The following is a 23050-nucleotide window of genomic DNA, read 5'->3' as shown; positions in this document are numbered from 1 at the left end:
CAACAAAAAAGCCGCTTCGAATGAAGCGGCTTTTTTCATGGGCGCAAACCCTGGATCCAGAGCCGGCATCAGCCGGCGCACTGGGCACCCTGCCCCGTCTGCAAGGCCCGCACATTGGCGGCAATGGCGTCGGCCACATTGCCCACCGCCTTTTGCATCGCCAGCACCACGTCGCCGGCGCTGCCGCCGGACACCGGCTCCACCACAGTCATGCGGCACACCGCGCTCTTGCGGTCGTCCGAACGCGTCACGGTCCAGCCGAAGCTGGCCTGTACCTTGTCGTTGCGCACGGCGTCCATGTCGCGCAGTTCGACGTTGATGCGGTAGCTGGCCTGGTCGGCCGGGCGCCCGCTGCGAGAAACGTCGATCGCGCCGAGGCGCGCGGCCACACCGGAGGCCAGCGCATCGCGCAGTTCGTTGTTGAAGGGCGAGGACCAGCGTTCCTGCTCCAGTACGTCCAGCTTGGCGGCATCGCTGCGCACCACCAGCTGCGGCCGCGCCAGGCGGTCGGGCACCGCCACCGGCATGACTTCGATGAAGGTCTGTGGGCCTTGCGCCCGCACCGCGCCGACGTTGGCCGACGGCGCCGACAAGGTATAGAACTGCGCCGGCGGCGAGCTGCCGCAGGCGGCCAGCACCGCAGCGGCCAGCGCGGCGGCGGCCAGGGACTTCAGGGAATTGTTCTTGTGATGGGACATCATGGCTCCTGTTTGCCGCGAATCAGCGATTCCGGATGCTGCTGCAGGTAATCGGTGAGGATACGGATGGACGCGGCCGCGCGCGACAGTTCCTGCATGGTCTGGCGCACGTCCTGCTGCAGCGGCGCATCGTCGGACAGCGTGCGCTCGGCCGCGTTGAGCGTCTTGCGCGCGTCCTTCATGGCGGCCATCATTTCCGGCGCGATGTCGTTGTTGATACGCGCGGCGGTCTGCTCGGCCGTGGAGAGCGTCTTGTTGAGCGTCTTCACGGTGGTTTGGAGGTCGCGGCCGATTTCGTCGAACGGCACCTTGGCCAGCTTGCCGGCGATGTCGGCCAGCTGCGTTTGCAGCTCGTCCAGGCTGCCCGGGATGGTGGGTAGCTCGAGCGGAACCTTGTCGGTATCGATCTGCACCGGCTTGGCCTTGGGGAAGAAATCGATCGCCACGTACAGCTGGCCGGTCAGCAGGTTGCCGTTGCGCAGCTGGGCGCGCAGGCCGCGCTTGACCATGAACTTCAAGCGTTCGGCGGCCGGATGGCGCGGGCCGTTGACCTCCTGGTTGAAGCGGCGGCCGAGGCGATCCGGGAAGATCTGCACCGTCACCGGCATGCGGAACTCGCCCTTGCTGCGGTCGTACTCGATGCCGATGTTCTTCACCTCGCCCAGCACCACACCGCGGAAGTCGACCGTGGCGCCAGGCTGCAGGCCGCGCAGCGACTGGTCGAAGTACAGCAGCACGGTCTGCGGCGCGCCGTCCGGATCCTTCATGGCGGTGGCTTCGTCGTCCACCAGCTGGTACTCAGTGCCCTCCTTGGCGGGCTCGGCCTTGACGTCCTCGTCGCGGTCGCGGAAGGCGATGCCGCCCAGCACCACGGTGGACAGCGCCTGCGTATGCAGCTTGAAGCCGCTGGCATTGAGCTCCATGTCGAAGCCGCTGGCGTGCCAGAAGCGCGAATTGAGCGTGATGAATTTGTCGTAGGGTGCATTGACGAAGACGCGCAGCGTCACGCCGCGGCCGTCTTCGTCCAAATCATAGGCCATCACCTGGCCGACCTTGATGCGACGGTAGAACACCGGCGTGCCGATGTCCAGCGAGCCGAGGTCGGCGGTGTGCAGCACGAACTGGCGGCCGGAAGCATCGCGCGTGACGATGGGCGGCTGCTCCAGGCCGACGAATTCCTTGCGGGTCTCGTCCGAGGCGCCGGCGTCGACGCCGATATAGGCGCCCGACAGCAGCGTGCCCAGGCCCGAGATGCCGGAAGCCGCGATGCGCGGGCGCACCACCCAGTAGCGGGTGTCCTCGGCGTTGAAGCCCGAAGCTTCCTTGGTCAGCTGGATCGAAACCAGCACGTGCGAGCGGTCCTCGGCCAGCTTGATCGCCTGCACCTGGCCGATGTCCACGTCCTTGTACTTGACCTTGGTCTTGCCGGCTTCCAGGCCTTCGGCCGAGCGGAAACTCACAGTCACCACCGGGCCGCGGTCGACCAGGATCTTGGCCACCAAGGTCAGGCCCACGATGGCCGCGATGATGGGAATCAACCAGACCAGCGAAGGCAGCCAGTTGCGCCGGCGCTCTCGCCTGGGCTGCAGCAGCGCCGGTTTTTCGTCGTGCGGTTCAGTCATTGCGTTCCTTCAGGTTTTCGATTTCTTGTGCGATTTCTTGATCGATGGCGGCCACGTCGGCAGTTTGTTCCTTGCGCTGGAGGGCGTCCGCATCATCCCAGATCAGGCGCGGATCGAAGGCCAGCGACGCCAGCATGGTCAGCACCACCACCGCGCCAAAGGCGGCGATGCCGATGCCGGCGTGGACGTCGGCGAACCCATGGATCTTCACCAGGCCCGTCAGCACCGAGACTACGAACACGTCCAGCATGGACCAGCGGCCGATGGTCTCGATCACGCGATACAACTTGGCGCGCTGCAGCCGTTGCCAGCTGGTGCGCCGGCGCGCCGACAGCACCAGGATGATCAGCGCGGCCAGCTTGAACAACGGCACCAGGAAGCTGGCCACGAACACCACCAGCGCCAGGCCCCATTCGCCCGAGGTCCAGAAATAGATGACGCCGGAGAGGATGGTGTCGCGCTGCTCGTCGAACAGCGTACGGGTAATCATCACCGGCATCAGGTTGGCCGGGATATACATGATGCAGGCGGCGATCAGCAGCGCCCAGGTGCGGTTCAGGCTGTCGATCTTGCGCACATGCAGCGGCGCATCGCACACGCCGCAGCGCTCGTTGGGGCGCGCGCCCTCCCAGACGGTGCCGCAATGGTGACAGCCGATCACGCCCAGCTCGATGGCATCCTGTACCGGCGCCGCAGCCGCCGTAGCGGGCGCGCCTGTGGAAGGCTCCAGCGCCCCGGTTTGCGCGGGGCCGCTCATGCGGAATGCTCCTCGACAGCCTCGCGCAGCACCTGCTTCTGCTCGCAGATATGCCAGATGTAGCGCGGGTTGAACGACACCACCACGGTCAGCAGCACGGTCAGCGCGCCGAACGACCACAGGGCCGGGCCGGGAATCACCTCGGCCATGTTGGACAGTTTGATCAGCGCCACCAGGATGCCCAGCATGAACACCTCGATCATGCCCCACGGCCGCGCCGCCTGCATCAGGCGCAGCAGCAGCACGAAGCCGGGCGGGCGTTCCAGCCGGGAGGATGGCAGCAGCAGGTAGAACAGCACCAGCATCTGGATCAGCGGGAAAAGCAAGGTGGTGGCCGCGACCAGCAGCGCCACCTCCGACATGCCGTCGCGCGCCAGCGCCAGCACTGCGCCAAACAGCGTGGTGTCGCTGGAGAGGCCCTGCAATTCGATGGAAACGATGGGAAAGGCGTTGGCGATCACGAACAGCACCAGCGCCCCGGCCGTCAGCGGCAGCAGGCGCTCCAGGCGCTTGCCGGTGTCGCGGTCGAGCTCGGCGTCGCAGCGCAGACAGCGCGCGACTTCACAGTGCCCCAGGCGGGGACGGTGATAGACGGCGTCACATTCTTCGCAAACGATGAGATCCGGGCGTTTCTGCATGGATGACTTGATCGGCTTTCTGGCTATTGTTATCGGCGGCGTCGGCCATTCGTGGCAGCAGTGCAGCGCTCCATTTTGAGCGAAATCGACGCGGCGCGTTCAATTGATCGATATTTTGCTTGTTCGGCCTGACGCAACAAACAAGCACATCAACAATTAATGACCGACAGGTAATTTACCTGACGATTCTAACAACAAATATATTGCGCATTGGAATGCATTTGCGCTTGTAAAGAAGATAGCGCTTGACAAGCCAAGCGGCAATCTTCTACAGTCATCAGATGATTTCCGCAGCAAAATTCTTCCTACTACTGAACAGCGCCAGCGCCCTGCTAGCGTTGCTACCAGTGTCGCTACTACTAGCTTCGCGCTAATCCGCCGCAGTCGCTAGTTTGCCGAGAGTCCGCTGAGTTCCGCGCATCGGCATACAAAAATCAAACGCAGCACCCTTGCAGTACAACCGCAGTGGCGCACCAGTTGCCGTCACCGCAATACCAAGCGAAGCCATCATGCATCCGATGTCGACGACAACTCGCACCAACCGCACACAGCATGCCCGGCGCGCGCATGGAGTGATCCCGCTTCTGGCTCTATGACGGGTTGCCTGGCCACGCGCACGTGGCAGCCAGGCAACCCGATCCGCCACATCTGACGCCGTTCCACCGAATTGAAGATTCACGAATCAAAGACCAAAGAGGTTCATCATGATGTTAAGCAACCCTGCCGCCAAGTACCGCGCCTTCCCCGCCATCGACCTGCCTGATCGCACCTGGCCGTCCAAGGTCATCGCCACCCCGCCGATCTGGATGAGCACCGACCTGCGCGACGGCAACCAGGCACTGATCGAGCCGATGAACGCCGAGCGCAAACTGCGCTTCTTCGAGTTGCTGCTCAAGACCGGCCTGAAGGAAATCGAAGTCGGCTTCCCCTCCGCCTCGCAGACCGACTTCGACTTCGTGCGCAAGCTGATCACCGAAAACCGCATCCCCGACGACGTCACCATCATCGTGCTGACCCAGTCGCGCGAAGAACTGATCCGCCGCACCGTCGAGTCGCTGGAAGGCGCCAAGCAGGCCATCGTCCACCTGTATAACTCGGTGGCGCCGGCCTTCCGCAAGATCGTCTTCAACATGTCGCGCGACGAGATCAAGAACATCGCCGTCACCGGCACCAAGCTGGTCAAAGAACTGACCGACGCGCGTCCGGGCACCGACTGGCGCTTCGAGTACTCGCCGGAATCCTTCAGCACCACCGAGCTGGACTTCTCCAAGGACATCTGCGACGCCGTCTGCGAAACCTGGGGCGCCACGCCCGAGCGCAAGATCATCCTGAACCTGCCCTCCACCGTCGAGTGCAGCACCCCCAACGTCTACGCCGACCAGATCGAATGGATGTGCCGCAACCTGAAACACCGCGAGTCCGCCATCATCTCGGTGCACCCGCACAATGACCGCGGCACCGCAATCGCCTCGGCCGAGCTGGCCGTGATGGCCGGCGCCGACCGCGTCGAAGGCTGCCTGTTCGGCAACGGCGAGCGCACCGGCAACGTCGACCTGGTCACACTGGCATTGAACCTGTACACCCAGGGCGTGAACCCGGGCCTGGACTTCTCCGACATCGACGTGGTGCGCCAGGTGGTCGAGGAGTGCAACCAGATCCCGGTCCACCCGCGTCATCCGTACGTGGGCGACCTGGTCTTCACCGCCTTCTCCGGCTCGCACCAGGATGCGATCAAGAAGGGCTTCGCCAAGCAACAGGCCGACGCCATCTGGGAAGTCCCCTACCTGCCGATCGATCCGGCCGACCTGGGCCGCAGCTACGACGCCGTGATCCGCGTCAACAGCCAGTCCGGCAAGGGCGGCATGGCCTACCTGCTGGAACAGGAATACGGCCTGGCCATGCCGCGCCGCCTGCAGATCGAATTCTCGCGCGCCATCCAGCGCGAGGCCGACGCCACCGGCAAGGAAATCAACGCGGCCGACATCTACTCCATCTTCAAGAGCGAGTACCTGGACCGCAGCGAGCCCTACGTCTACCGCGCGCACCGCATGTCGGAAGACTCCTCCAAGGCGGAGTCGATCAACATCGAAGTCGACATCGTGCGCAACGGCCAGCCGGTCACCGTGCGCGGCAGCGGCAACGGCCCGATCGACGCCTTCGTGCATGCGCTGGGCCTGGACATCAAGCTGATGGACTTCCATGAGCACGCCATCGGCGCCGGCGCCGATGCCAAGGCGGCCAGCTACATCGAGCTGCGCCTGAACGAAGCGCCGACCGGCTTCGGCGTGGGCATCGACGCCAACATCGTCACCGCGTCCTTCCGCGCTGTGCTGTCGGCCGTGAACCGCCAGATCGCCATCAGCGAGAGCGCCAACCAGGGCGGCTCCGCCAGCGCCAAGGCGGCCTGATCGCACAGCGTATTCACCGCTCACGGAAAACCGCCGGCGATCCCGGCGACTGCTCCTGAAAAAAACGCCGACCTACAGGTCGGCGTTTTTGTTTGTTGGCGCTTGCTGCATTTGGCTCCTGGCGCGCCGGATTCTGCTGCATGCCGCCGCATCCGGCACGGGTCACTGCCCCTCCCCTTGGCTCCCGGCCATAAAAAATGCCAGATTCCGATGCATCGGAATCTGGCATAAAGGAGCCGGAGAACCGCTCCCAATCAGACGAAAAATCTTTGCCGCAAGCGCTGCCGCTGCGGCCCTGCCATCAGGAATGCGCCGCCGGCGCACGCGGGCCGGCCAGGCCGAAATGCCTGGCCAGCGTATCGACCACGTGCTCCGCCATGCCGCGGCGCGCCTCCTGCGTTGCCGAACCGATGTGCGGCGTCAGCACCAGCCTGCGGTCCTGGATGAAAGCCGACGGCACCTCGGGCTCGTACTCGAACACATCCAGCGCCGCGCCTGCGATGCTGTCGTTGGCCAGCGCGGCGACCAGGGCCGCCTCGTCCACCACCGGACCACGGGCAATATTGACCAGGAAGCCGCGCGGGCCGAGCGCCGCGAGGACCTCGGTGTTGACCAGGTGATGGGTCTCTTTGGACAGCGGGCAGGTCAGGATCAGCATGTCGCAGTCGGCCGCCAGGCGCACCACGTCATCGTAATAAGGCAGGTTGATCGGCTTGCGGTTCGGCCCGTAGTAGGCCACCTGCGAACCGAAGGCCGCCAGGCGGCGCGCGATGGCCGAGCCTATCGTTCCCATGCCGACCACGCCGACCTTCATGCGCGAGATGGAATGTCCCAGCGAGTAATGGCCATGCTCCGGCCAGCGCCCGCTGCGCACGAACGCGTCGGCGTTGATGAAGTCCCGCGTGACCGCCAGCGCCAGGCCGAGCGCGGTGTTGGCCACGTCTTCGGCCAGCACGTGGGAGGTATTTTCCAGCACGACGCCGCGCGCCTTGACCGCCGGCACGTCGACATTGTCCAAACCCGCGCTGTAGCTGGAGATGATCTCCAGCGCCGGCAGTTGGTCCAGCAAGGCGGCGTTGACCTTGGTCTTGCGCAAGGCCATGCCGCGGATGTGCGGGCCGTGCTGCTTGAGTTGCGCCTGCGCAGCGGCGGCGTCGGCGGAGAGTTCGATCACGTCGAAGAGCGCATGCAGCTCTTGTTGCGTCCAGTCCGGCAGATCGGCTGCCAGCAGAATGGTGGGCTTGGTGGTCATGGTGTGCAATGGGTGGAATGTGGATGAAGCGGCGTTCAGGATATCTCGACCCGCTCGATCTTGCCCATGAAGAGCAGATACACCACCGCGGCCACCAGGCAATGGGCGGCGACGAAGTACAGGCCTGCGGTATAGCCGCCGGTGGCCTGGACGATGTAGCCGAACACGATAGGCGTGACGATGCCGGCGATGTTGCCGACGCAGTTGAAGATCGATGCGGCCAGTCCCAGCGCCTCGCGCGGCGCCGTGTCGCAGGCGATGGCCCAGGTGCCGGCGCCGGTGGCCACGCCCTTGCCGAAGAAGGCCAGCGTCATCAGCACCACGATCACCATATTGCTCTGGGCGAAGGCGGCCAGCACCAGGCAGCAGCCGATCAGCATGCCGACGATGTATGGCGTCTTGCGCGCCCACGACGGGCTCCAGCCGCGCCGGATCAGCCAGTCCGAAATCATGCCGCCGGAAATGCCGCCGATGAAGCCGGCCACCGCCGGCAACACGGTCGAGACGCCAGCCTGCATCACGCTCATGCCGCGCGCCTGCACCAGGTAGATCGGGAACCAGGTGATGAAGAAGTAGCTCAGCGCGATCACGCAGTATTGCCCGATGTAGGAGCACCACAGCATGCGATTGCTCAACAGCACCCCGACCATTTTCCACGACAGCGCGGGACGCGCGTGCCGGGTCACCAGGGTGTCGATGTCGACCATGGCGCCGCCCTCGACGATGTAGTCGAGTTCGGATCTGGAGATCTTCGGATGCTTGTGCGGCTCGTGCATCACCACGATCCACACGCCGGCCGCCGCGATGCCGAACAGGCCCAGCACGAAGAACGGCGCGGGCCAGCCGAACTTGCCGGAGAGCCAGCCGGCGATGGGCGTGAAGATCGCCACCGCGAAGTAGGAGGCGGAGGCAAACAGCGCCGCCGCCAGCCCGCGTTCCTGCTTCGGGAACCACATCACGGTGACGCGGCTGTTGGCAGGAAAGCTCGGCGCCTCGATGAAGCCCAGCGCGAATCGCAGCGCAAACAGCAGGCTCAGCGCAATCGAGGTGTCAGTGGTGACCTCGCCGACGAAGCCCACCAGGATGGTGGCCACCGACCAGGCCACCAGTGTGAACAGGTAAAGCTTCTTGCTGCCGACCTTGTCCAGCAGCAGCCCGCCCGGAATCTGCCCGATCACATAGGCCCAGCTGAAGGCCGACAACACATAGCCCAGCTGCACCGGCGTCAAGCCGAACTCCTTGACGATGCCCGGCGCCGCCACCGACAGGATGGCGCGGTCGGCGTAGGCAATCGTGGCCAGCAGCAGGATGGTCGCTAGCACCATGTAGCGCTTGCGGGTGCGGGGCAGCGCTGCGGCCGCTGCGTCTGCCCTGGTGGTCTTGTCTGCTGCCGATGTTGCTGGTGCTGCTGATGCTGCTTCGTCTGAAATCATCGTTGTCTCCGTTCGTGTCTTGTTCTGTTCTGGTGACGACACTTGAGTTGATGGGGATGCCAGCCTGCGCAACCGCCTCAGAAGCGCGGCTTGACCGCCTTCCAGTCCGGCTTGTACTTGCGCATCTGCGCCACGTCGTCGCGCTGGCGGATGCCGCAGGAGAGGTAGAGCTCATGTAGCTTGGCCAGCTGGTCGCGATCCAGCTCCACGCCCAGGCCGGGCGCATCGGTGATCTGCACGCAGCCGTTGCGGATGGGCAGCTTGCCGCCCTTGATGACTTCCTCGTCGGCCTCTTGCCAGGGGTAATGCGTATCGCAGGCATAGGACAGGTTTTCCACCGCGGCCGCAACGTGCGACATGGCCATCAGGCTGATGCCCAGGTGCGAGTTGGAATGCATCGACACGCCCAGCCCGAACACGTCGCACATCTTCGCCAGTTGCTGGGTGTCGCGCAGGCCGCCCCAATAGTGGTGGTCGGCCAGCACGATCTGCACGCTGTTCAGGGCCACGCTGCGGCGCAGTTCGTCAAAGTCGGTGACCACCATGTTGGTGGCCAGCGGCAGGCCGGTGCGCTTGTGCAATTCGGCCATGCCCTCCAGGCCGGGGGTGGGATCTTCGTAGTACTGCAGGTCGTCGCCCAGCAACTCGGCCATGCGGATGGCGGTTTCCAGCGACCAGTTGCCGTTCGGGTCGATGCGCAGCGGCGCGTTGGGGAAGGCCTTCTTCAGCGCCTTGATGCAGGCCACCTCATGCTCCGGCGGCAGCGTGCCGGCCTTGAGCTTGATGCTCTCGAAGCCGTGCGCATCGATCATCCTGCGCGCCTGCGCCACGATCTGCTCTTCGCTCAGCGCCTCGCCCCAGGCATCCGGCGCATAAGGCGTATCGATGTGCTGCGCATACTTGAAGAAGAGATAGGCGCTGAACGGCACCTCCTTGCGCACCGCGCCGCCCAGCAAGTCCACCAGCGGCACCTTCAGGTAGTGCGCCTGCACATCCAGGCACGCCACTTCAAACGCGGAATAAGTATTCGACACCGCCTTGCTGGCGTGCGAACCGGGGGCCAGCTCGGCGCCCGGCGCGCTGGCCGGCGCCATGCCCGCCACTACGCGGCGCACGATGGCGCGCAGGCCGTTGAGGTTGAACGGATCCAGGCCGACCAGCTCACCCTTGACCTTGTCCAGCAGCGCCAGCGCCGGCGCGTCGCCGTAGCTTTCGCCCAGGCCGAGATAGCCGTTGTCGGTCTCGATCTCGATGATGGAACGCAGGGCATAGGGTTCGTGGATGCCGGCGGCGTTGAGCAGCGGGCCGTCCTTGAAGGCGATCGGGGTCACGGTGACGCGGGTGATTTTCATGTTGTGCTCTTTGCTTGGAATGAGGAAAGTAGGTGGTCAGGCGCTCATGACTTGCGCCCGGGCCGGGCGCGGGCATAGAACACCACCACCGCCGCCACCAGCGAGGTGACGGACAGGCCCAGCAAGCCGCCCTCGATGGAACCGGTGCGCTGCTCAAGGAAGCCAAAGGTGGCCGGCGCCACGAAGCCGCCGAGGTTGCCGATGGAGTTGATCAACGCGATCACGCCGGCGGCGATGCGCGCATCCAGATACGACTGCGGCAACGGCCAGAACAGCGAGGACGCCGCCTTGAACCCGACCGCCGCAAAACAGATCGAGACGAAGGCGAACACCGGCCCGCCGAAGGTGGAGACATACATGCCGATGGCGGCGATCACCAGCGCGGTGGCGGCCCAGGCCTGCTGGTGCTTGAAGCGCGCGGCCAGCGCGGCGAAGGCGTACATGGCCACGATCGAGATGAGCCAGGGAATGGAGTTGAACAGGCCGACCTGGAAGTCGCTGTACTGCCCCATCTTGCGGATGATGCTGGGCAGCCAGAAGGTGGCGCCGTAGATGGTCAGCGAGATCGAGAAGTAGATGAAGCAGAACACCAGGATCTGCATGTCGCCCAGCAGGCGCCAAGGCGAGCCGTGGGCCGGCCGGTGCTTCACGCGCTCAAGCTGCTCGGCCAGCACCGATTGGGTCACCGCGTCGCGCTCGGCGGCGGAGAGCCACTTGGCATCCGAGGGCATGGAGTCCAGCCAAAACCACACCACGCCGCACAGCAGCACCGAGGCCATGCCTTCGATGATGAACATCCATTGCCAGCCATGCAGGCCGCCGCCGTCCAGCTGCAGCAAGCCGCCCGACACCGGCCCCGAGAGGATCGACGCCAGCGCCGAACCGGACAGGAAGATCGCCATGGCGCGGCCGCGCTCGCTGGCCGGCAGCCACTGCGTGAAGTAATAGATCACGCCCGGGAAGAATCCAGCCTCGGCCGCGCCCAGCAAAAAGCGCAGCAGATAGAAGGTGGTCTCGTTGTGGACGAAGGCCATGGCGGTGGCCGCCAGTCCCCAGGTGGCCATGATGCGGGTCAGCCAGGCCTTGGCGCCGAAACGCTGCAACAGGATGTTGGACGGCACCTCGAAGATCGCATAGCCGACGAAGAACAGCCCTGCCCCGAGCCCGTAAGCCGCGGTGCCAATGCCGACGTCGGCCGCCAGGTGGCTGCGCACGAAACCGATATTGACGCGATCGATGTAGTTGACGATGAACATGATCACGAACAGCGGCAACACGCGCTGCTTGATCTTGCTCACCGCCTGCGCCAGCACCGACGGCGCGATGGCGCCGTCGGCCGGATGCACAGGGTCGGACGCGACTTGCTTGGCGGTATTCAAGAGGGTCTCCTCGTCTTGTTTTCTTGTTGGCGGATTCATTAAAACACTAATATATTAGTGTGTCAACATGCATAAAACGGTTACCATTCATGGACTTGCAGGCAACGTCCCACCGCTTCCACCCACCTGGAAGACGGCCCAAGACCATCGCCCTGCAAGGTTCGTCCTGAAACAAACATCGTTCGACCATGAGCACCATCACCACGGAACCCGCCCCATCCGGCCTCGTGCCGCTGACGCTTGACCGTTCGCGTCATGCCGCGCCGCAAGTCTTCGAGCACCTGCGCGAGCAGATCGTCACCGTCCGCATCGCGCCGGGCACCGTCCTGCAGCGCGCCGACCTCGCCGCGCAATACGGCCTGAGCCAGACGCCGATCCGCGATGCCCTGATCAAGCTGGGTGAAGAAGGTCTGGTGGATATCTTTCCGCAGCATGCGACGGTGGTCAGTGCGGTCAATGTGTCGATGGCGCGCCAAGCGCATTTCCTGCGCCGCTCCATCGAACTTGAGATCGTGCATACGCTGGCCCAGGCCCCCTCACCGGTGCTGGTGACGCGGCTGCGCGACAGCATCGAGCTGCAAAAAGTATTGGCCGAGCGGGAGAACTACGCCGAGTTCGTGCTGGCGGACCAGGCCTTCCATCGCTACATGTACGAGGCGGCCCAGGTGCCGGAACTGTGGACCATGGTGCGTCGCCAGAGCGGCAGCCTAGACCGTCTGCGCAACCTGCACATTCCCATCCCCGGCAAGACCCGGCGCGTGATCGCCGATCACATCGCCATCGTCGACGCCATCGCCGCCGGCGACAGCGACGCCGCCCAGGCAGCGCTGCGCGAACACCTCTCGGGCACGCTGTCGCACTTGGATGACATCCGCCAGCGCTTCCCCAACTACCTCAAGGAATAAGCGCCTCCCGCGCAGTTCATCCCCCGCGTCCCCGCATCGGACCGCATGGATGACAACCATGCGCACCTGCGCTGCCGCATGCACGGCGTTTGCGACAGCGCAAATCCAGCGTGCGCGGACGTCCTTAGAATGGGAGCAGACCAAACTGGACGTCGTTCATGCATGCCCGATGCCGGCAGCGCATGGGCCTCTCTCGTCCCCTGCCCTCTTCAAGCCATCGCGGGAGATCTGCATGAACCACCCCAACGCCACCTGGCGCCAGGCGCTGCTGACGCTGGCGTTTCGCCCCTTCTTCCTGCTCGGCAGCCTGTGGGCCGCCGTCTCCATCATCCTGTGGATGGGCATGCTACATGGCGGCCTGATCTTGCCCAGCCGCTTCGATCCGCTGTCCTGGCATATCCATGAAATGCTGTTCGGCTGGATCCTTGCCGCGGTCGCCGGTTTCCTGCTGACCGCCATTCCCAACTGGACCGGCCGCCCTCCCGTGCGCGGCGCAATGCTCGGCGCGCTGGCCGTGGTGTGGCTGCTGGGACGAATCGTCGGTGCGGTGTCGCTGTACCTGCCGTGGTGGCTGGCGGCGGCGGTGGATGTAGCCTTCCCCGCGATGGTGTGCACACTGGCGTGGCGTGAGATCGTCGGCGCCGGCAATCGCCGCAACCTGCCGATGCCGATCCCGGTTGCGCTGCTGGGCGTGGCCAGCCTGCTGATGCACCTGCAACAGGCCGGCGTCGACCTCGGCATTCCCATCGCCGATGGCCTCGGCTGGCGCCTGGCGATGGCGGCCGTCAGCATCCTGATCGCGGTGATCGGCGCGCGCATCATTCCCGCCTTCACCCGCAACTGGCTGACGGCCAAACGTATCCAGGCGCAGCCGACCGGCTCGCGCGCACTGGACATCGCCGCCACCGCCACGCTGCACGGCGGCCTGCTGGCGTGGGCGATGCTGCCGCAAGTGCGCGCGATCGGCCTGCTCCTGCTGGCGGCCGCCGCGCTGAACCTGTGGCGCACGCTGCGCTGGGCCGGCCGCGCCACGCTGGGCGAGCCGCTGCTGGCAATCCTGCATCTGGGGTATCTGTGGCTGGTCGCCGGCGCGGCGCTGCTGGGGCTGAGCCAACTGGGCATGGCCTGGCTGCAGGTGGCGGCGATCCACGCCCTCACGGCCGGCGCGATGGGAACGATGGTATTGGGCGTGATGACGCGGGTCTCGTTGGGACACACCGGACGCCCGCTGGCAGCCGACCGCATGACGACCGGCATCTACATCGCCGTCAGCGCCGCCGCGCTGTGCCGCATCGGCGCGGCGCTGCTGCCGGCGCCCCTGCTGCTGAGCGCGTCGGCGGCGTGCTGGACGCTGGCCTTCCTGATGTTCGTGGCGCGCTACGGCGCGGTGCTGCTGCAGCCGCGCCTGCGCTGATCAAACCGAGCGCGCCAGGCGGATGCCGGTGACCTGCCAGCGCGCATGCGCCGGGAAGAAATTGCGATACGTCAGCCGCGCATGGTTCAGCGGCGTAGCCGACGACGAGCCGCGCAAGACGTACTGGTTGACCATGAATTTGCCGTTGTACTCGCCCACCGCCCCCGGCGGCGCCGCGTAGCCCGGATACGGCGCGTAGCTGCTGCTGGTCCACTGCCACGCCACGCCGAAGAATTCACGGCCGCTGCCCTGCAGCCGGCCCGCCGCATGTTCCCACTCCGCCTCGGAGAGCAGGCGCGCATCGGCCCAGCGCGCATAGGCATCGGCCTCGTAGTAAGACAGGTGCACTGCGGCGCGGTGCGGCTCCAGGTTTTGCAGGCCGTATTCGGTGAATTCGCTCCAGCGCCCGGCATCATCGCGCTGCCAATAAATGGGGTGCTCCAGGCCCAGCTGCTTGCGCCACTCCCAGCCCTCGGACAACCACAGCGACGCATCGCGATATCCGCCGTCCTCGACGAAGGCCTGGTACTCGGCATTGTTCACCAGGCGCGAAGCGCACTGATAGGCCTCGACGAATTGCCGGTGGCGCGGCGTCTCGTTGTCGAAGCAAAAGCCCTCGCCCTCATGCCCGATCTCCACCACGCCGGCGTCGATGCGATGCCATCGCAACGGCAGCTCGGCCGGGTCGCCGCTCTGCACGGTCTGCGGCAACTCCTGATACGCCGGCCTCAGCGGATTGATGGACAGCAGGTGCTTGACGTCCGTCAGCATCAGCTCCTGGTGTTGCTGCTCATGCTGCAAACCCAGCACCAGCAGTTCGCGCAAGTCCGCAGCCTGCGCCTGCAGGCGCGCGTGCGACGACTCCTGCGCCTCATCAGGCGCGGCCTCGCCGGCCTCCAGCGCGTCGATCAGCAACAGCATGCGATGGTCGACGTTGGCGCGGTAGGCCTGCACCTCCTCCAGCGAAGGACGCGTCAACAGGCCGCGCTGCGCGCGCGGAAACTTGTCGCCCACGCCCTCGTAGTAGGAGTTGTACAGCACGCGGAATTGCGGGTGGAAAGCGTGAAAGCCGGTCTCGAAACGCTCCAGGATGAAGGTCTCGAAGAACCAGGTGGTATGCGCCAGGTGCCACTTGATCGGACTGGCGTCGGGCATGGACTGCACGCAGCAATCCTCGGCCGACAAAGGCTCGGCGATCGCCTGCGATTGCCGGCGCACGCGCCGGTAGCGCTCGCTCATGCGGCCCGTCCCCGTGCCGCGCTCGTCGGCGTGGTGGTTGACCTCTTTGATGGCGGCGTCGATCACGGCGTCGATGGCCGCCTCCATGGCGGGATCGGCGAGGGCGGTAGCGGTATGGGGCATGCGATATTTCCTGTCGAGGTGAAGCCGTCTTCAGCGCGCCCGCGCATGGCAGACCGCGAACCAGCGCTGCGGATCCGTCCACATGCGCACATCACCGAAGCCGGCGTCTTCCAGCATGCTCAAGATGTCTTCGGGCGTGAACTTATGGCTGTTCTCGGTATGGATGCGCTCGCCCTGGCGGAAGGTGCGGCGGTCGCCGTCCCAGCGCACGATCAGGTCGCGACGCGCTTCAAGGTGCATCTCCACACGCTGCAGCTCGACGTTGTAGAAGCCGACGTGACGCCAGTCGCGCGCATTGAAGTCGGCCCCCATCAGGCGGTTCACGTGGTTGAGCATGTTCAGGTTGAAGGCCGCGGTGACGCCCAGTTCATCATCATAGGCGGCGTCCAGCACGCGACTGTCCTTGACCAGGTCCAGCCCCAGCAACACGCCGCCGGCCTCGCCGATCTGCAGGGCGTGGCGCATGCGGCGCAGGAAGGCCAGCGCCTGCTGCGGATCGAAGTTGCCCAGCGAGGAGCCCGGATAGAAGAACAGGCGGCGGTCGCGGTTCACGGTGGCCGGCAGCTCCAGCGACGCGGAAAAATCCATCGCCACTTCGTGCATCGGGATATCCGGGAAACGCTGGCGCAGGCCGTTCACCGCGCCGTGCAGGAACTCCGCCGAGATATCGATCGGCACATACTGGCGCGGCCGGAGCGCCGGGAACAACCCGGCCGCCTTGGCGCAGTTGCCCGCGCCCAGGTCGATCAGGGTCACGCCGGTGCCGACGGCGGCGGCGATGTCCTCGGCATGGGCGGAAAAGATCGCCGCCTCGGTGCGGGTCGGATAGTATTCGGGCAATTCGCAGATCGCCTCGAACAGCTTGCTGCCCAGCGCATCGTAAAGATACTTGGGAGAAATGGCGGCCTGCGGCGCGGTCAGCCCGGCCTCGAGTTCGGCGCGGATTTCGCGCTCTTCCGGAGTCTGCTGCCAGGGTCGTTGGATCAAGCGAGCGAGTTGGGCCAAGCTGGTCTCCTTGCCGTTGATGCTGCGTTTGCGTGGATGCTGCCGGATATTGTCTCGGTATGAGCAGGTATTGCAATAAGGCAAGTGCACGCGGCTCCACCGCCGTGCAGCCACTGTAGACAGCACATCGGGTCCAGGCAATGTGCGCCGGGAAACTCTGCGCTACACTTTGCACCGCCCCGCAGATGTGCACGGTCGCCTGCCTCTTATGATCGGCCTGCATATACTTATGAAGCTTCCGACTTATGTGCACCGCGGTGGTTCAACGCAGCAATAAGATTTTCTCGACGGCAGCAAAGGTGGCTGAAACGACAACCCCGCCCTGCTTGCCGCCACGACAACACGCCAGCCCAATATGTCTTCCACGCCAAGCTCATCCTTGACCGCCACGGCGGAAACCGCCTCCCTCTCCGCAAGAAAAAGCACCCTGGCCACGCTGCGCGGCCTGGCGCCTTTCCTCGCGCCCTACAAGAAGCAATTCCTGCTGGCCGGCCTGGCCCTGATCGTGGCGGCCTGCGCCACGCTGGCGGTGCCCTACGCCTTCAAGCAGATGATCGACCTGGGCTTCGGCGCGGCCGGCAGCAAGAGCGCGCAGCACATCAACCTGTACTTTGTCGCGCTGTTCGGCGTAGCCTGCGTGCTGGGCGTGGCCACGGCGCTGCGCTTTTACATGGTGTCGTGGCTGGGCGAACGCGTCACCGCCGACCTGCGCCGCGCGGTGTACGCACACGTGGTGCAGCAAAGCCCGGAGTTCTTCGAAATCACCAAGACCGGCGAAGTGCTCTCGCGCCTGACCACCGACACCACGCTGATCCAGACCCTGGTAGGCACCAGTATCTCGATGGCGCTGCGCAACGCGCTGCTGTTCCTGGGCGGGCTGGCGATGCTGTTCATCACCAGCGCCAAGCTGACCATCATCATCATCGTCATGCTGGCGGCGGTGGTGCTGCCCATCGTGTTCTACGGCCGCCGCGTGCGCAAGCTCTCGCGCGCCTCGCAGGACCGCGTGGCCGACGCCTCGGCGATCGCCGGCGAGATCCTCAACGCGATGCCGACGGTGCAGGCCTTCACGCATGAAGAGATCGAGGCCCGGCGCTTCGGCGGCTCGGTCGAGCGCGCATTCGAGACCGCGATGGAACGCATCCGCGCGCGCTCCATCCTGACCGTGGTGGCCATCCTGCTGGTGTTCGGTGCCATCGTGTTCGTGCTGTGGCTAGGCGCGCACGCGGTCATGCAAGGCAGCATGAGCGGCGGCGAACTCGGCCAGTTCATCCTCTACGCCTCGTTGGTGGCAGGCTCGCTGGGCGCGCTCTCGGAAGTCATGGGTGACACCCAGCGCGCCGCCGGCGCCACCGAGCGCCTGCTCGACCTGCTGGCGGCGCAGTCGCCGGTGCAGTCGGTGCTGCTGCCCGAGAAGCTGCCGCCGCGCACCGCCAACGGCGCCGCGCTGGAGATCGCTGACCTCGCGTTCCACTACCCCTCGCGTCCCGGCAGCAACTCGCTCTCACAGCTGTCGCTGCAGGTCAGGCCCGGTGAGACGGTGGCCGTGGTCGGCCCCTCGGGCGCCGGCAAGACCACGCTGTTCCAGCTGCTGCTACGCTTCTACGATCCGCAGGCCGGCGCGATCCGCCTGGACGGTGTCGACATCCGCTTCCTCACCTTGCAGGACTTGCGCGCGGCCATCGGCATCGTGCCGCAGGACACCGTGATCTTCTCGGCCAACGCGATGGAAAACATCCGCTTCGGCCGCCCCGGCGCAAGCGACGCCGAGGTGATCGCGGCGGCGCAGATGGCCGCCGCGCACGAGTTCATCGAGCGCCTGCCGGAAGGCTACAACTGCTTCCTCGGCGAGCGCGGCGTGCGCCTGTCGGGCGGCCAGCGCCAGCGCATCGCCATCGCCCGCGCGCTGCTGAAGAACCCGCCGCTGCTGTTGCTGGACGAGGCCACCAGCGCGCTGGACGCCGAATCCGAACGACTGGTGCAGACCGCGCTGGAAGCGGCCATGGTCGGGCGCACCACGCTGGTCATCGCGCACCGCCTGGCCACGGTGCAAAGCGCCGACCGCATCATCGTGCTGGAGCACGGCCGCATCGTCGAGACCGGCACCCACGCCGAGCTGATCGCGCGCGACGGGCTGTATGCCAGCCTGGCGGCGCTGCAGTTCAACGTGCAGTAATCCTTCAGACAGACAGACAGACAGACGGGAGAAGTCCGCGCACCACCTCCCGTCGTCCCTGCGAAAGCAGGGACCCAGCGTCGTTCGTCGCGCCTCAATAGCATCCGCGGTACACAGCAAACGCCACTGGGCCCCTGCTTTCCCAGGGGCGACCGAGGATGGGTGAAGCGCTTGAGCCCGCGCCGACGCGATTTGCAGAAATCCAATAGACTGCCTGCTGCATTTACCCCCACCAGAACAACAACGCGTCTTACAGGAGTTTCACGATGAGCCAATTGTTTTCGCCGCTGACGCTGCGCGGCGTCACTCTGCCCAACCGCATCGCCGTCTCCCCCATGTGCCAGTATTCGGCGCAGGACGGCTTCGTCAACGACTGGCACCTGGTGCACCTGGGCGCACGCGCCGTCGGCGGCGCCGGCCTGGTGATCATGGAAGCCACGGCCGTGGTGCCGGAGGGCCGCATCACCGCAGCCGACCTCGGCATCTGGAAGGATGAGCACATCGAGCCGCTGCGCCGCATCACCCGCTTCATCGAACAACAAGGCTCGGTGCCCGGCATCCAGCTGGCCCATGCCGGCCGCAAGGCCAGCGCGTTGCGGCCGTGGGACGGCGCGCCGGGCAGCGTGCCACAGGCCGAAGGCGGCTGGCTGCCGGTGGCGCCGTCGGCGGTCGCCTTCGACACCACCTACACCGAGCCGCATGCGCTCACCGTGGATGAAATCAAGGGCCTGGTGCAAGCCTTCGTGGAGGCCGCCAAGCGCTCGCTGCAGGCCGGCTTCAAGGTGGTCGAGCTGCACGGAGCGCACGGCTACCTGGGCCATGAGTTCCTCTCGCCCTTCAGCAACAAGCGCAACGACCAGTACGGCGGCTCGTTCGAGAATCGCATCCGCTTCCTGCTGGAAGTGACCAGCGCGGTGCGTGCGGTATGGCCCAAGGAACTGCCGCTGTTCGTGCGCCTGTCGGCCACCGACTGGACCGAAGGCGGCTGGACGCCGGACGAGACCGTGGCGCTGTCCAAACGCCTGGGCGAGCTGGGCGTGGACCTGGTGGATGTCTCCAGCGGCGGCAACCTGCCGGCTGCGGCGATCCCGACCGGCCCCGGCTACCAGACCGAGTTCGCCGCGCGCGTGAAGGCCGAGGCCGGCATCGCCACCGGCACGGTCGGCATGATCACCGACGCCATCCAGGCCGAGCACGTGCTGCGCACCGGCCAGGCCGACCTGGTGCTGCTGGCGCGCGAACTGCTGCGCGACCCGTACTGGCCGCTGCATGCGGCCGACCAGTTGCGTGAAAACGTGGCATGGCCGCCGCAATACGTGCGCGCCGCCTCCAGCAAGACCCCGCTGCGCGCCGACGTGGACTACGGCGCCGAGCTGGATTGAGCCCTGGTCGCGCATATGAAAAAAGCCCGCATGCGCGGGCTTTTTTCATGCTCAGGCGCCCGTCACCAGGCGCCAGGCAATGCTCCACATGACAACCACGATCACGCCGTCGAGCACGCGCCATGCGAGCGGCCTGGCGAAGACCGGGCGCAGCCAGCGCGCGGCATATCCCAGCGAGAAGAAGAACAGGAACGAGCCGCTGGCCGCGCCGGCGGCGAAGGCCGCGCGCTGCTCGCCGAACTGGCTGGAGACCGAACCGAGCAGCACCATCGTATCCAGGTAGACATGCGGGTTAAGCCAGGTCAGCGCCAGGCAGGCCAGCGCGATGCGGCCGAAGGGCGCGCGCTCGCTGTCGGCCTCGGCGTGCGCGCGCAGTGCGGCGTCCGAACGCAAGGCCGCGCGCAGGCTCCTGAATCCATACCAGGCGAGAAAAGCGGCGCCGCCGTAGCGCATGACCGGCTCCGCCCACGGCAACCATGCGGCGACCCGGGCAAATCCGGAAACACCGGCGACGATCAGCACCGCGTCCGACAGCGCGCACATCAGGCAGACCGTGAAGATGTATTCGTTGCGCAGGCCCTGCTTGAGCACGAAGGCGTTCTGGGCGCCGATGGGCATGATCAGGCTCAGGCCCATGGCCATGCCCGAAAGAAAGACTGAAGGATTCATCCGGCGACTTGCAATGGATCAAACGAAGGAGGCGGCATTGTGCCCTGCCCGCAGACGGAGGAACAGGGCCGCTTTGCCTGAACAGCGCCGGACCGGAATCGTTGCGAAGAAGACTCGGGAGCGGCGATGGCGGCGGCGGGCATGACGGCATGCCCGCCGCGCGAGGGGAACGGCGTCTCAGCCGGGACGTCGCTTCTGGCGGAAGTACTCGATGATGCCGGGCAGGATGGACAGGATCACGATGGCCACGATCAGCAGGCTCAGGTTCTTCTTCACGATGGGCAGGTTGCCGAAGAAATAACCGGCGTAGGAGAAGCTGGCCACCCAGGCGATGCCGCCGATCACGTTGAACAGGAAGAAGCGCGAATAGGTCATCGCGCCCACGCCGGCCACGAAGGGGGCGAAGGTGCGCACGATGGGGGCGAAGCGGGCGATGATGATGGCCTTGCCGCCGTGCTTTTCGAAGAAGGCATGGGTCTTGTCCAGATACTCCTTCTTGAAGATCCTTGAGTTCGGCTTGTCGAACACCTTGATCCCCAGCATCTTGCCGATCTGGTAATTGGTGCTGTCGCCGAGGATGGCGGCCACGATCAGGGTGAGCACCATCAGGTGAATGTCGTAGGCGCCGGTGGCGGCCAGCGCGCCGGTGACGAAGAGCAGCGAATCGCCGGGCAGGATGGGCGTGACCACCAGGCCGGTTTCGCAAAAGATGATCAGGAACAGGATCAGGAACAGCCAGGGGCCGTAGGAAGCCGCCAGCTCCGCCAGGTGGCGGTCGATGTGAACGATGAAGTCGACGAGAAACAGAAGGATGTCCATGGCGCCCGCAGGTAAGGAAAAGCGGCATTGTACCAACTGCGCAGCGCCCGCTTGTGCCCTGCAGCATGGCGTTACGACAAGCCGCGCCGGCGAGGGTTCCTGTTGCCCCTGGTGAAGTGCAAAGCGCTCCCCACCCAATCTTACGTTTCTTTACCGCCGCGCCCCCGCAAGTTGTCGAGCGCCGTTCCGATACCTGATTCAAGCGGTGCGATTGATTCATCGGCGCCGCGATGGCGGGTCTTTTTTCTTCGAACTGATGGAGCGGATCATGAAAAGCAAACTGATGAAGGTGCTGGACAAAACTCTCGATGCCCTGCCGATGACCGGCGCGGCGGTGGGCGTGACGGTGCTGGTGTGCGTATTCTCGGGCACGCTGCGCGACGTGCTGCGCCAGGCCAACATGGAGATGCTGGCCGGCGCGGTGGCGCTGTTGCCGCTGTCGGCGGTGTTGCTGGCCTTCGGCTGGAGCATGCGCGGCAATGCGGCCCGCGAGCGTCAGCGCCAACTGCGCCAGCGTGAACTGGAGCGCCGCAAAGCCCTGCTGCGCGCCACCTACGACTTCGACAACCGCTCCTGAGGATTGCCCCTTGATGACGCCTCTCCAGGAAGGACCGGCGACGATCCGTTCCTCCCGCCCGCACGCCGCTTCGCCACGCCGCTGAATCGCCCGCCGGTTCACGCTGCGCGCCAGGCTGCGCCGAGCTGAACGGATCCCCGCCCGCCTTCCTTCCCACCTTCCCGCCCGCATCAATCGGGCAGACCGTCTCCCGCCAGGATCATCTGCGCGGCGCTCAAGAGATCGCCGGAGAGGCCTTCGCGCGCCTTCTCCGGCGAGCCTTCCTGCAAGCCCTTGAGCAACACGCCGTGGTGAAACAGCGCCGGCGCCTCCGACAGGCGGCGCGAGCCGGCGCGCAGGTCGAGGTTGATCACCGGCCCCACCTGCAGCCACAGTCCCGAGATCAGGTCCACCAGCGTCGGCATGCCCGAGCCCTGGTAGGCGGCGAAGTGCAGCTCCTTGTTCAGGCGGATGATGACGTCAACGTTGGGTTTCTTGCGGTTCATTTCCACGCACAGGCTGTCGTGCAGGTCGGCCACTTCCTTCAGGCCTTCCTTGCCGATGTGGGCCGCGGCGTGCTCCACGGCCAGCCCCTCCAGCGCCAGCCGGATCTTCAGCAGCTCGCGGAACTTGTCCTTGGTCATCAGCGGCACCCGCATGGCGCGGTTGGGTAGGATCTCCAGCGCGCCTTCGGCGGCCAGCTGGCGCACCGCCTCGCGCACCGGCATGGGACTGGTGCCGAGCGCGTCGGCCAGGCCCTTCAACGTCAGTTTCTGGCCGGGGCGCACCTGGCCGGCCTGGATCAGTTCGCACAAGTCCTGGTACACGCGCTCGGAAAGCGTGGCGTGCTGGATCTTGCGCATGTTGGAGAGGTCGGCGATTAAGGTCTGATCCATGGCGATGCGTGAAAATTTTTCGCGGATTATATAAGAGGCCGGTGAAGAACCCGGAGAGCGGCCTACTGCCCCGGGTGCAACGCCAGCAGGGGCGCGCCTTGCCGCCGTTCCCGGGCAATCGCCCCGGCATCGGCAAGCGGCCCGATTTCCCGTTGACGCCTCCGATTCTATCGAATACATTTGATCACATGTCAAATAAATGACATCAGCAGAATAAAAAACGGATCGGCGTGGCAGGATGCGGTTTTCACCCAACATCCCCGCCGCAGCGGTGACGGCTTCAGGAGATAACCCAGCTTTCCGGCGATGCAGGCCTTGCAGCGATGT

Annotated in this window: 19 protein-coding genes; 6 read left to right on the top strand and 13 right to left on the bottom strand. The window is 65.5% G+C overall.

The annotated features are described in order from the left end of the window. Positions 1 to 68: 68 nt before the first annotated feature. The 4 genes from J8I26_RS06735 to J8I26_RS06720 are packed head-to-tail and all read right to left on the bottom strand — an operon-like array spanning position 69 to position 3715. Positions 69 to 701, bottom strand: a complete 633-nt coding sequence (locus J8I26_RS06735; RefSeq protein WP_209605424.1) for a PqiC family protein — start codon at positions 699 to 701, stop codon at positions 69 to 71. Continuing rightward, entirely contained in the window at positions 698 to 2320 is a 1623-nt protein-coding gene (locus J8I26_RS06730; protein WP_209605422.1) for an MlaD family protein, read from the bottom strand. Before J8I26_RS06730 ends, J8I26_RS06735 begins: the two co-directional genes overlap by 4 nt. Beyond that, positions 2313 to 3077, bottom strand: coding sequence for a paraquat-inducible protein A (locus J8I26_RS06725; protein ID WP_209605420.1), 765 nt, complete (start codon positions 3075 to 3077; stop codon positions 2313 to 2315). The genes J8I26_RS06730 and J8I26_RS06725 overlap by 8 nt, the downstream gene beginning before the upstream one ends. Continuing rightward, the gene (locus J8I26_RS06720; protein ID WP_209605419.1) at positions 3074 to 3715 is read right to left on the bottom strand and encodes a paraquat-inducible protein A; all 642 of its coding nucleotides are present in this window, start codon (positions 3713 to 3715) and stop codon (positions 3074 to 3076) included. The genes J8I26_RS06725 and J8I26_RS06720 overlap by 4 nt, the downstream gene beginning before the upstream one ends. Before the next feature lie 704 nt (positions 3716 to 4419). On the opposite strand from J8I26_RS06720, the gene leuA reads away from it, so the two are divergent. Continuing rightward, positions 4420 to 6123, top strand: a complete 1704-nt coding sequence (gene leuA, locus J8I26_RS06715) for a 2-isopropylmalate synthase (RefSeq protein WP_209605417.1) — start codon at positions 4420 to 4422, stop codon at positions 6121 to 6123. A gap of 301 nt (positions 6124 to 6424) precedes the next feature. Here leuA and J8I26_RS06710 read toward each other — a convergent pair whose 3' ends face one another. The 4 genes from J8I26_RS06710 to J8I26_RS06695 form a co-directional block, all read right to left on the bottom strand. Further along, on the bottom strand, positions 6425 to 7375 hold the full coding sequence (locus tag J8I26_RS06710; RefSeq protein WP_209605415.1) for a 2-hydroxyacid dehydrogenase: 951 nt from the start codon (positions 7373 to 7375) through the stop codon (positions 6425 to 6427). Between the two features lie 35 nt (positions 7376 to 7410). Further along, a complete protein-coding gene (locus J8I26_RS06705; RefSeq protein ID WP_209605413.1) occupies positions 7411 to 8808 on the bottom strand; it encodes an MFS transporter in 1398 nt (465 codons plus the stop codon). Between the two features lie 77 nt (positions 8809 to 8885). Next, positions 8886 to 10160 carry a glucarate dehydratase family protein gene (locus J8I26_RS06700; protein ID WP_209605412.1) on the bottom strand — a complete coding sequence of 425 codons (1275 nt, stop codon included), beginning with the start codon at positions 10158 to 10160 and terminating at the stop codon, positions 8886 to 8888. Between the two features lie 44 nt (positions 10161 to 10204). Then, positions 10205 to 11506 (bottom strand): MFS transporter, encoded by a 1302-nt coding sequence (locus J8I26_RS06695; protein ID WP_348635293.1) that lies wholly within the window; start codon positions 11504 to 11506, stop codon positions 10205 to 10207. A gap of 221 nt (positions 11507 to 11727) precedes the next feature. Between J8I26_RS06695 and J8I26_RS06690 the strand changes: the two genes are divergently transcribed. Next, positions 11728 to 12444 carry a GntR family transcriptional regulator gene (locus J8I26_RS06690; RefSeq protein ID WP_209605408.1) on the top strand — a complete coding sequence of 239 codons (717 nt, stop codon included), beginning with the start codon at positions 11728 to 11730 and terminating at the stop codon, positions 12442 to 12444. Between the two features lie 232 nt (positions 12445 to 12676). After that, the gene (locus tag J8I26_RS06685) at positions 12677 to 13858 is read left to right on the top strand and encodes an NnrS family protein (protein ID WP_209605406.1); all 1182 of its coding nucleotides are present in this window, start codon (positions 12677 to 12679) and stop codon (positions 13856 to 13858) included. On the opposite strand, the gene egtB is transcribed toward J8I26_RS06685, so the two are convergent. Both egtB and egtD read right to left on the bottom strand, forming a co-directional pair. After that, positions 13859 to 15220, bottom strand: coding sequence for an ergothioneine biosynthesis protein EgtB (gene egtB / locus J8I26_RS06680; RefSeq protein WP_245200163.1), 1362 nt, complete (start codon positions 15218 to 15220; stop codon positions 13859 to 13861). 30 nt (positions 15221 to 15250) lie between these two features. Continuing rightward, on the bottom strand, positions 15251 to 16225 hold the full coding sequence (gene egtD, locus J8I26_RS06675; RefSeq protein WP_245200161.1) for an L-histidine N(alpha)-methyltransferase: 975 nt from the start codon (positions 16223 to 16225) through the stop codon (positions 15251 to 15253). Between the two features lie 355 nt (positions 16226 to 16580). Between egtD and J8I26_RS06670 the strand changes: the two genes are divergently transcribed. Further along, on the top strand, positions 16581 to 18401 hold the full coding sequence (locus tag J8I26_RS06670; protein WP_209605404.1) for an ABC transporter transmembrane domain-containing protein: 1821 nt from the start codon (positions 16581 to 16583) through the stop codon (positions 18399 to 18401). Between the two features lie 266 nt (positions 18402 to 18667). After that, on the top strand, positions 18668 to 19783 hold the full coding sequence (locus J8I26_RS06665; RefSeq protein WP_209605401.1) for an NADH:flavin oxidoreductase/NADH oxidase: 1116 nt from the start codon (positions 18668 to 18670) through the stop codon (positions 19781 to 19783). Positions 19784 to 19834: 51 nt separating this feature from the next. Here the strand turns inward: J8I26_RS06665 and J8I26_RS06660 are convergent, their stop codons facing one another. Then, the gene (locus tag J8I26_RS06660) at positions 19835 to 20452 is read right to left on the bottom strand and encodes a LysE/ArgO family amino acid transporter (protein ID WP_209605400.1); all 618 of its coding nucleotides are present in this window, start codon (positions 20450 to 20452) and stop codon (positions 19835 to 19837) included. A 177-nt stretch (positions 20453 to 20629) separates the two neighbouring features. Then, on the bottom strand, positions 20630 to 21271 hold the full coding sequence (locus tag J8I26_RS06655; RefSeq protein WP_209605397.1) for a DedA family protein: 642 nt from the start codon (positions 21269 to 21271) through the stop codon (positions 20630 to 20632). 268 nt (positions 21272 to 21539) lie between these two features. On the opposite strand from J8I26_RS06655, the gene J8I26_RS06650 reads away from it, so the two are divergent. Continuing rightward, a complete protein-coding gene (locus J8I26_RS06650) occupies positions 21540 to 21848 on the top strand; it encodes a hypothetical protein (protein WP_209605395.1) in 309 nt (102 codons plus the stop codon). A gap of 170 nt (positions 21849 to 22018) precedes the next feature. Here the strand turns inward: J8I26_RS06650 and J8I26_RS06645 are convergent, their stop codons facing one another. Beyond that, positions 22019 to 22723: a GntR family transcriptional regulator gene (locus J8I26_RS06645; protein ID WP_209605393.1), complete on the bottom strand. Its 705-nt coding sequence runs from the start codon at positions 22721 to 22723 to the stop codon at positions 22019 to 22021. Positions 22724 to 23050 lie beyond the last annotated feature (327 nt).

Origin of the sequence: Herbaspirillum sp. LeCh32-8 (genome assembly GCF_017814915.1) — a bacterium.
Classification (GTDB): Bacteria; Pseudomonadota; Gammaproteobacteria; order Burkholderiales; family Burkholderiaceae_D; genus Herbaspirillum.
The sequence above is the reverse complement of the archived record's forward strand: the minus strand, read 5'-3'. Positions and strand labels throughout refer to the sequence as shown.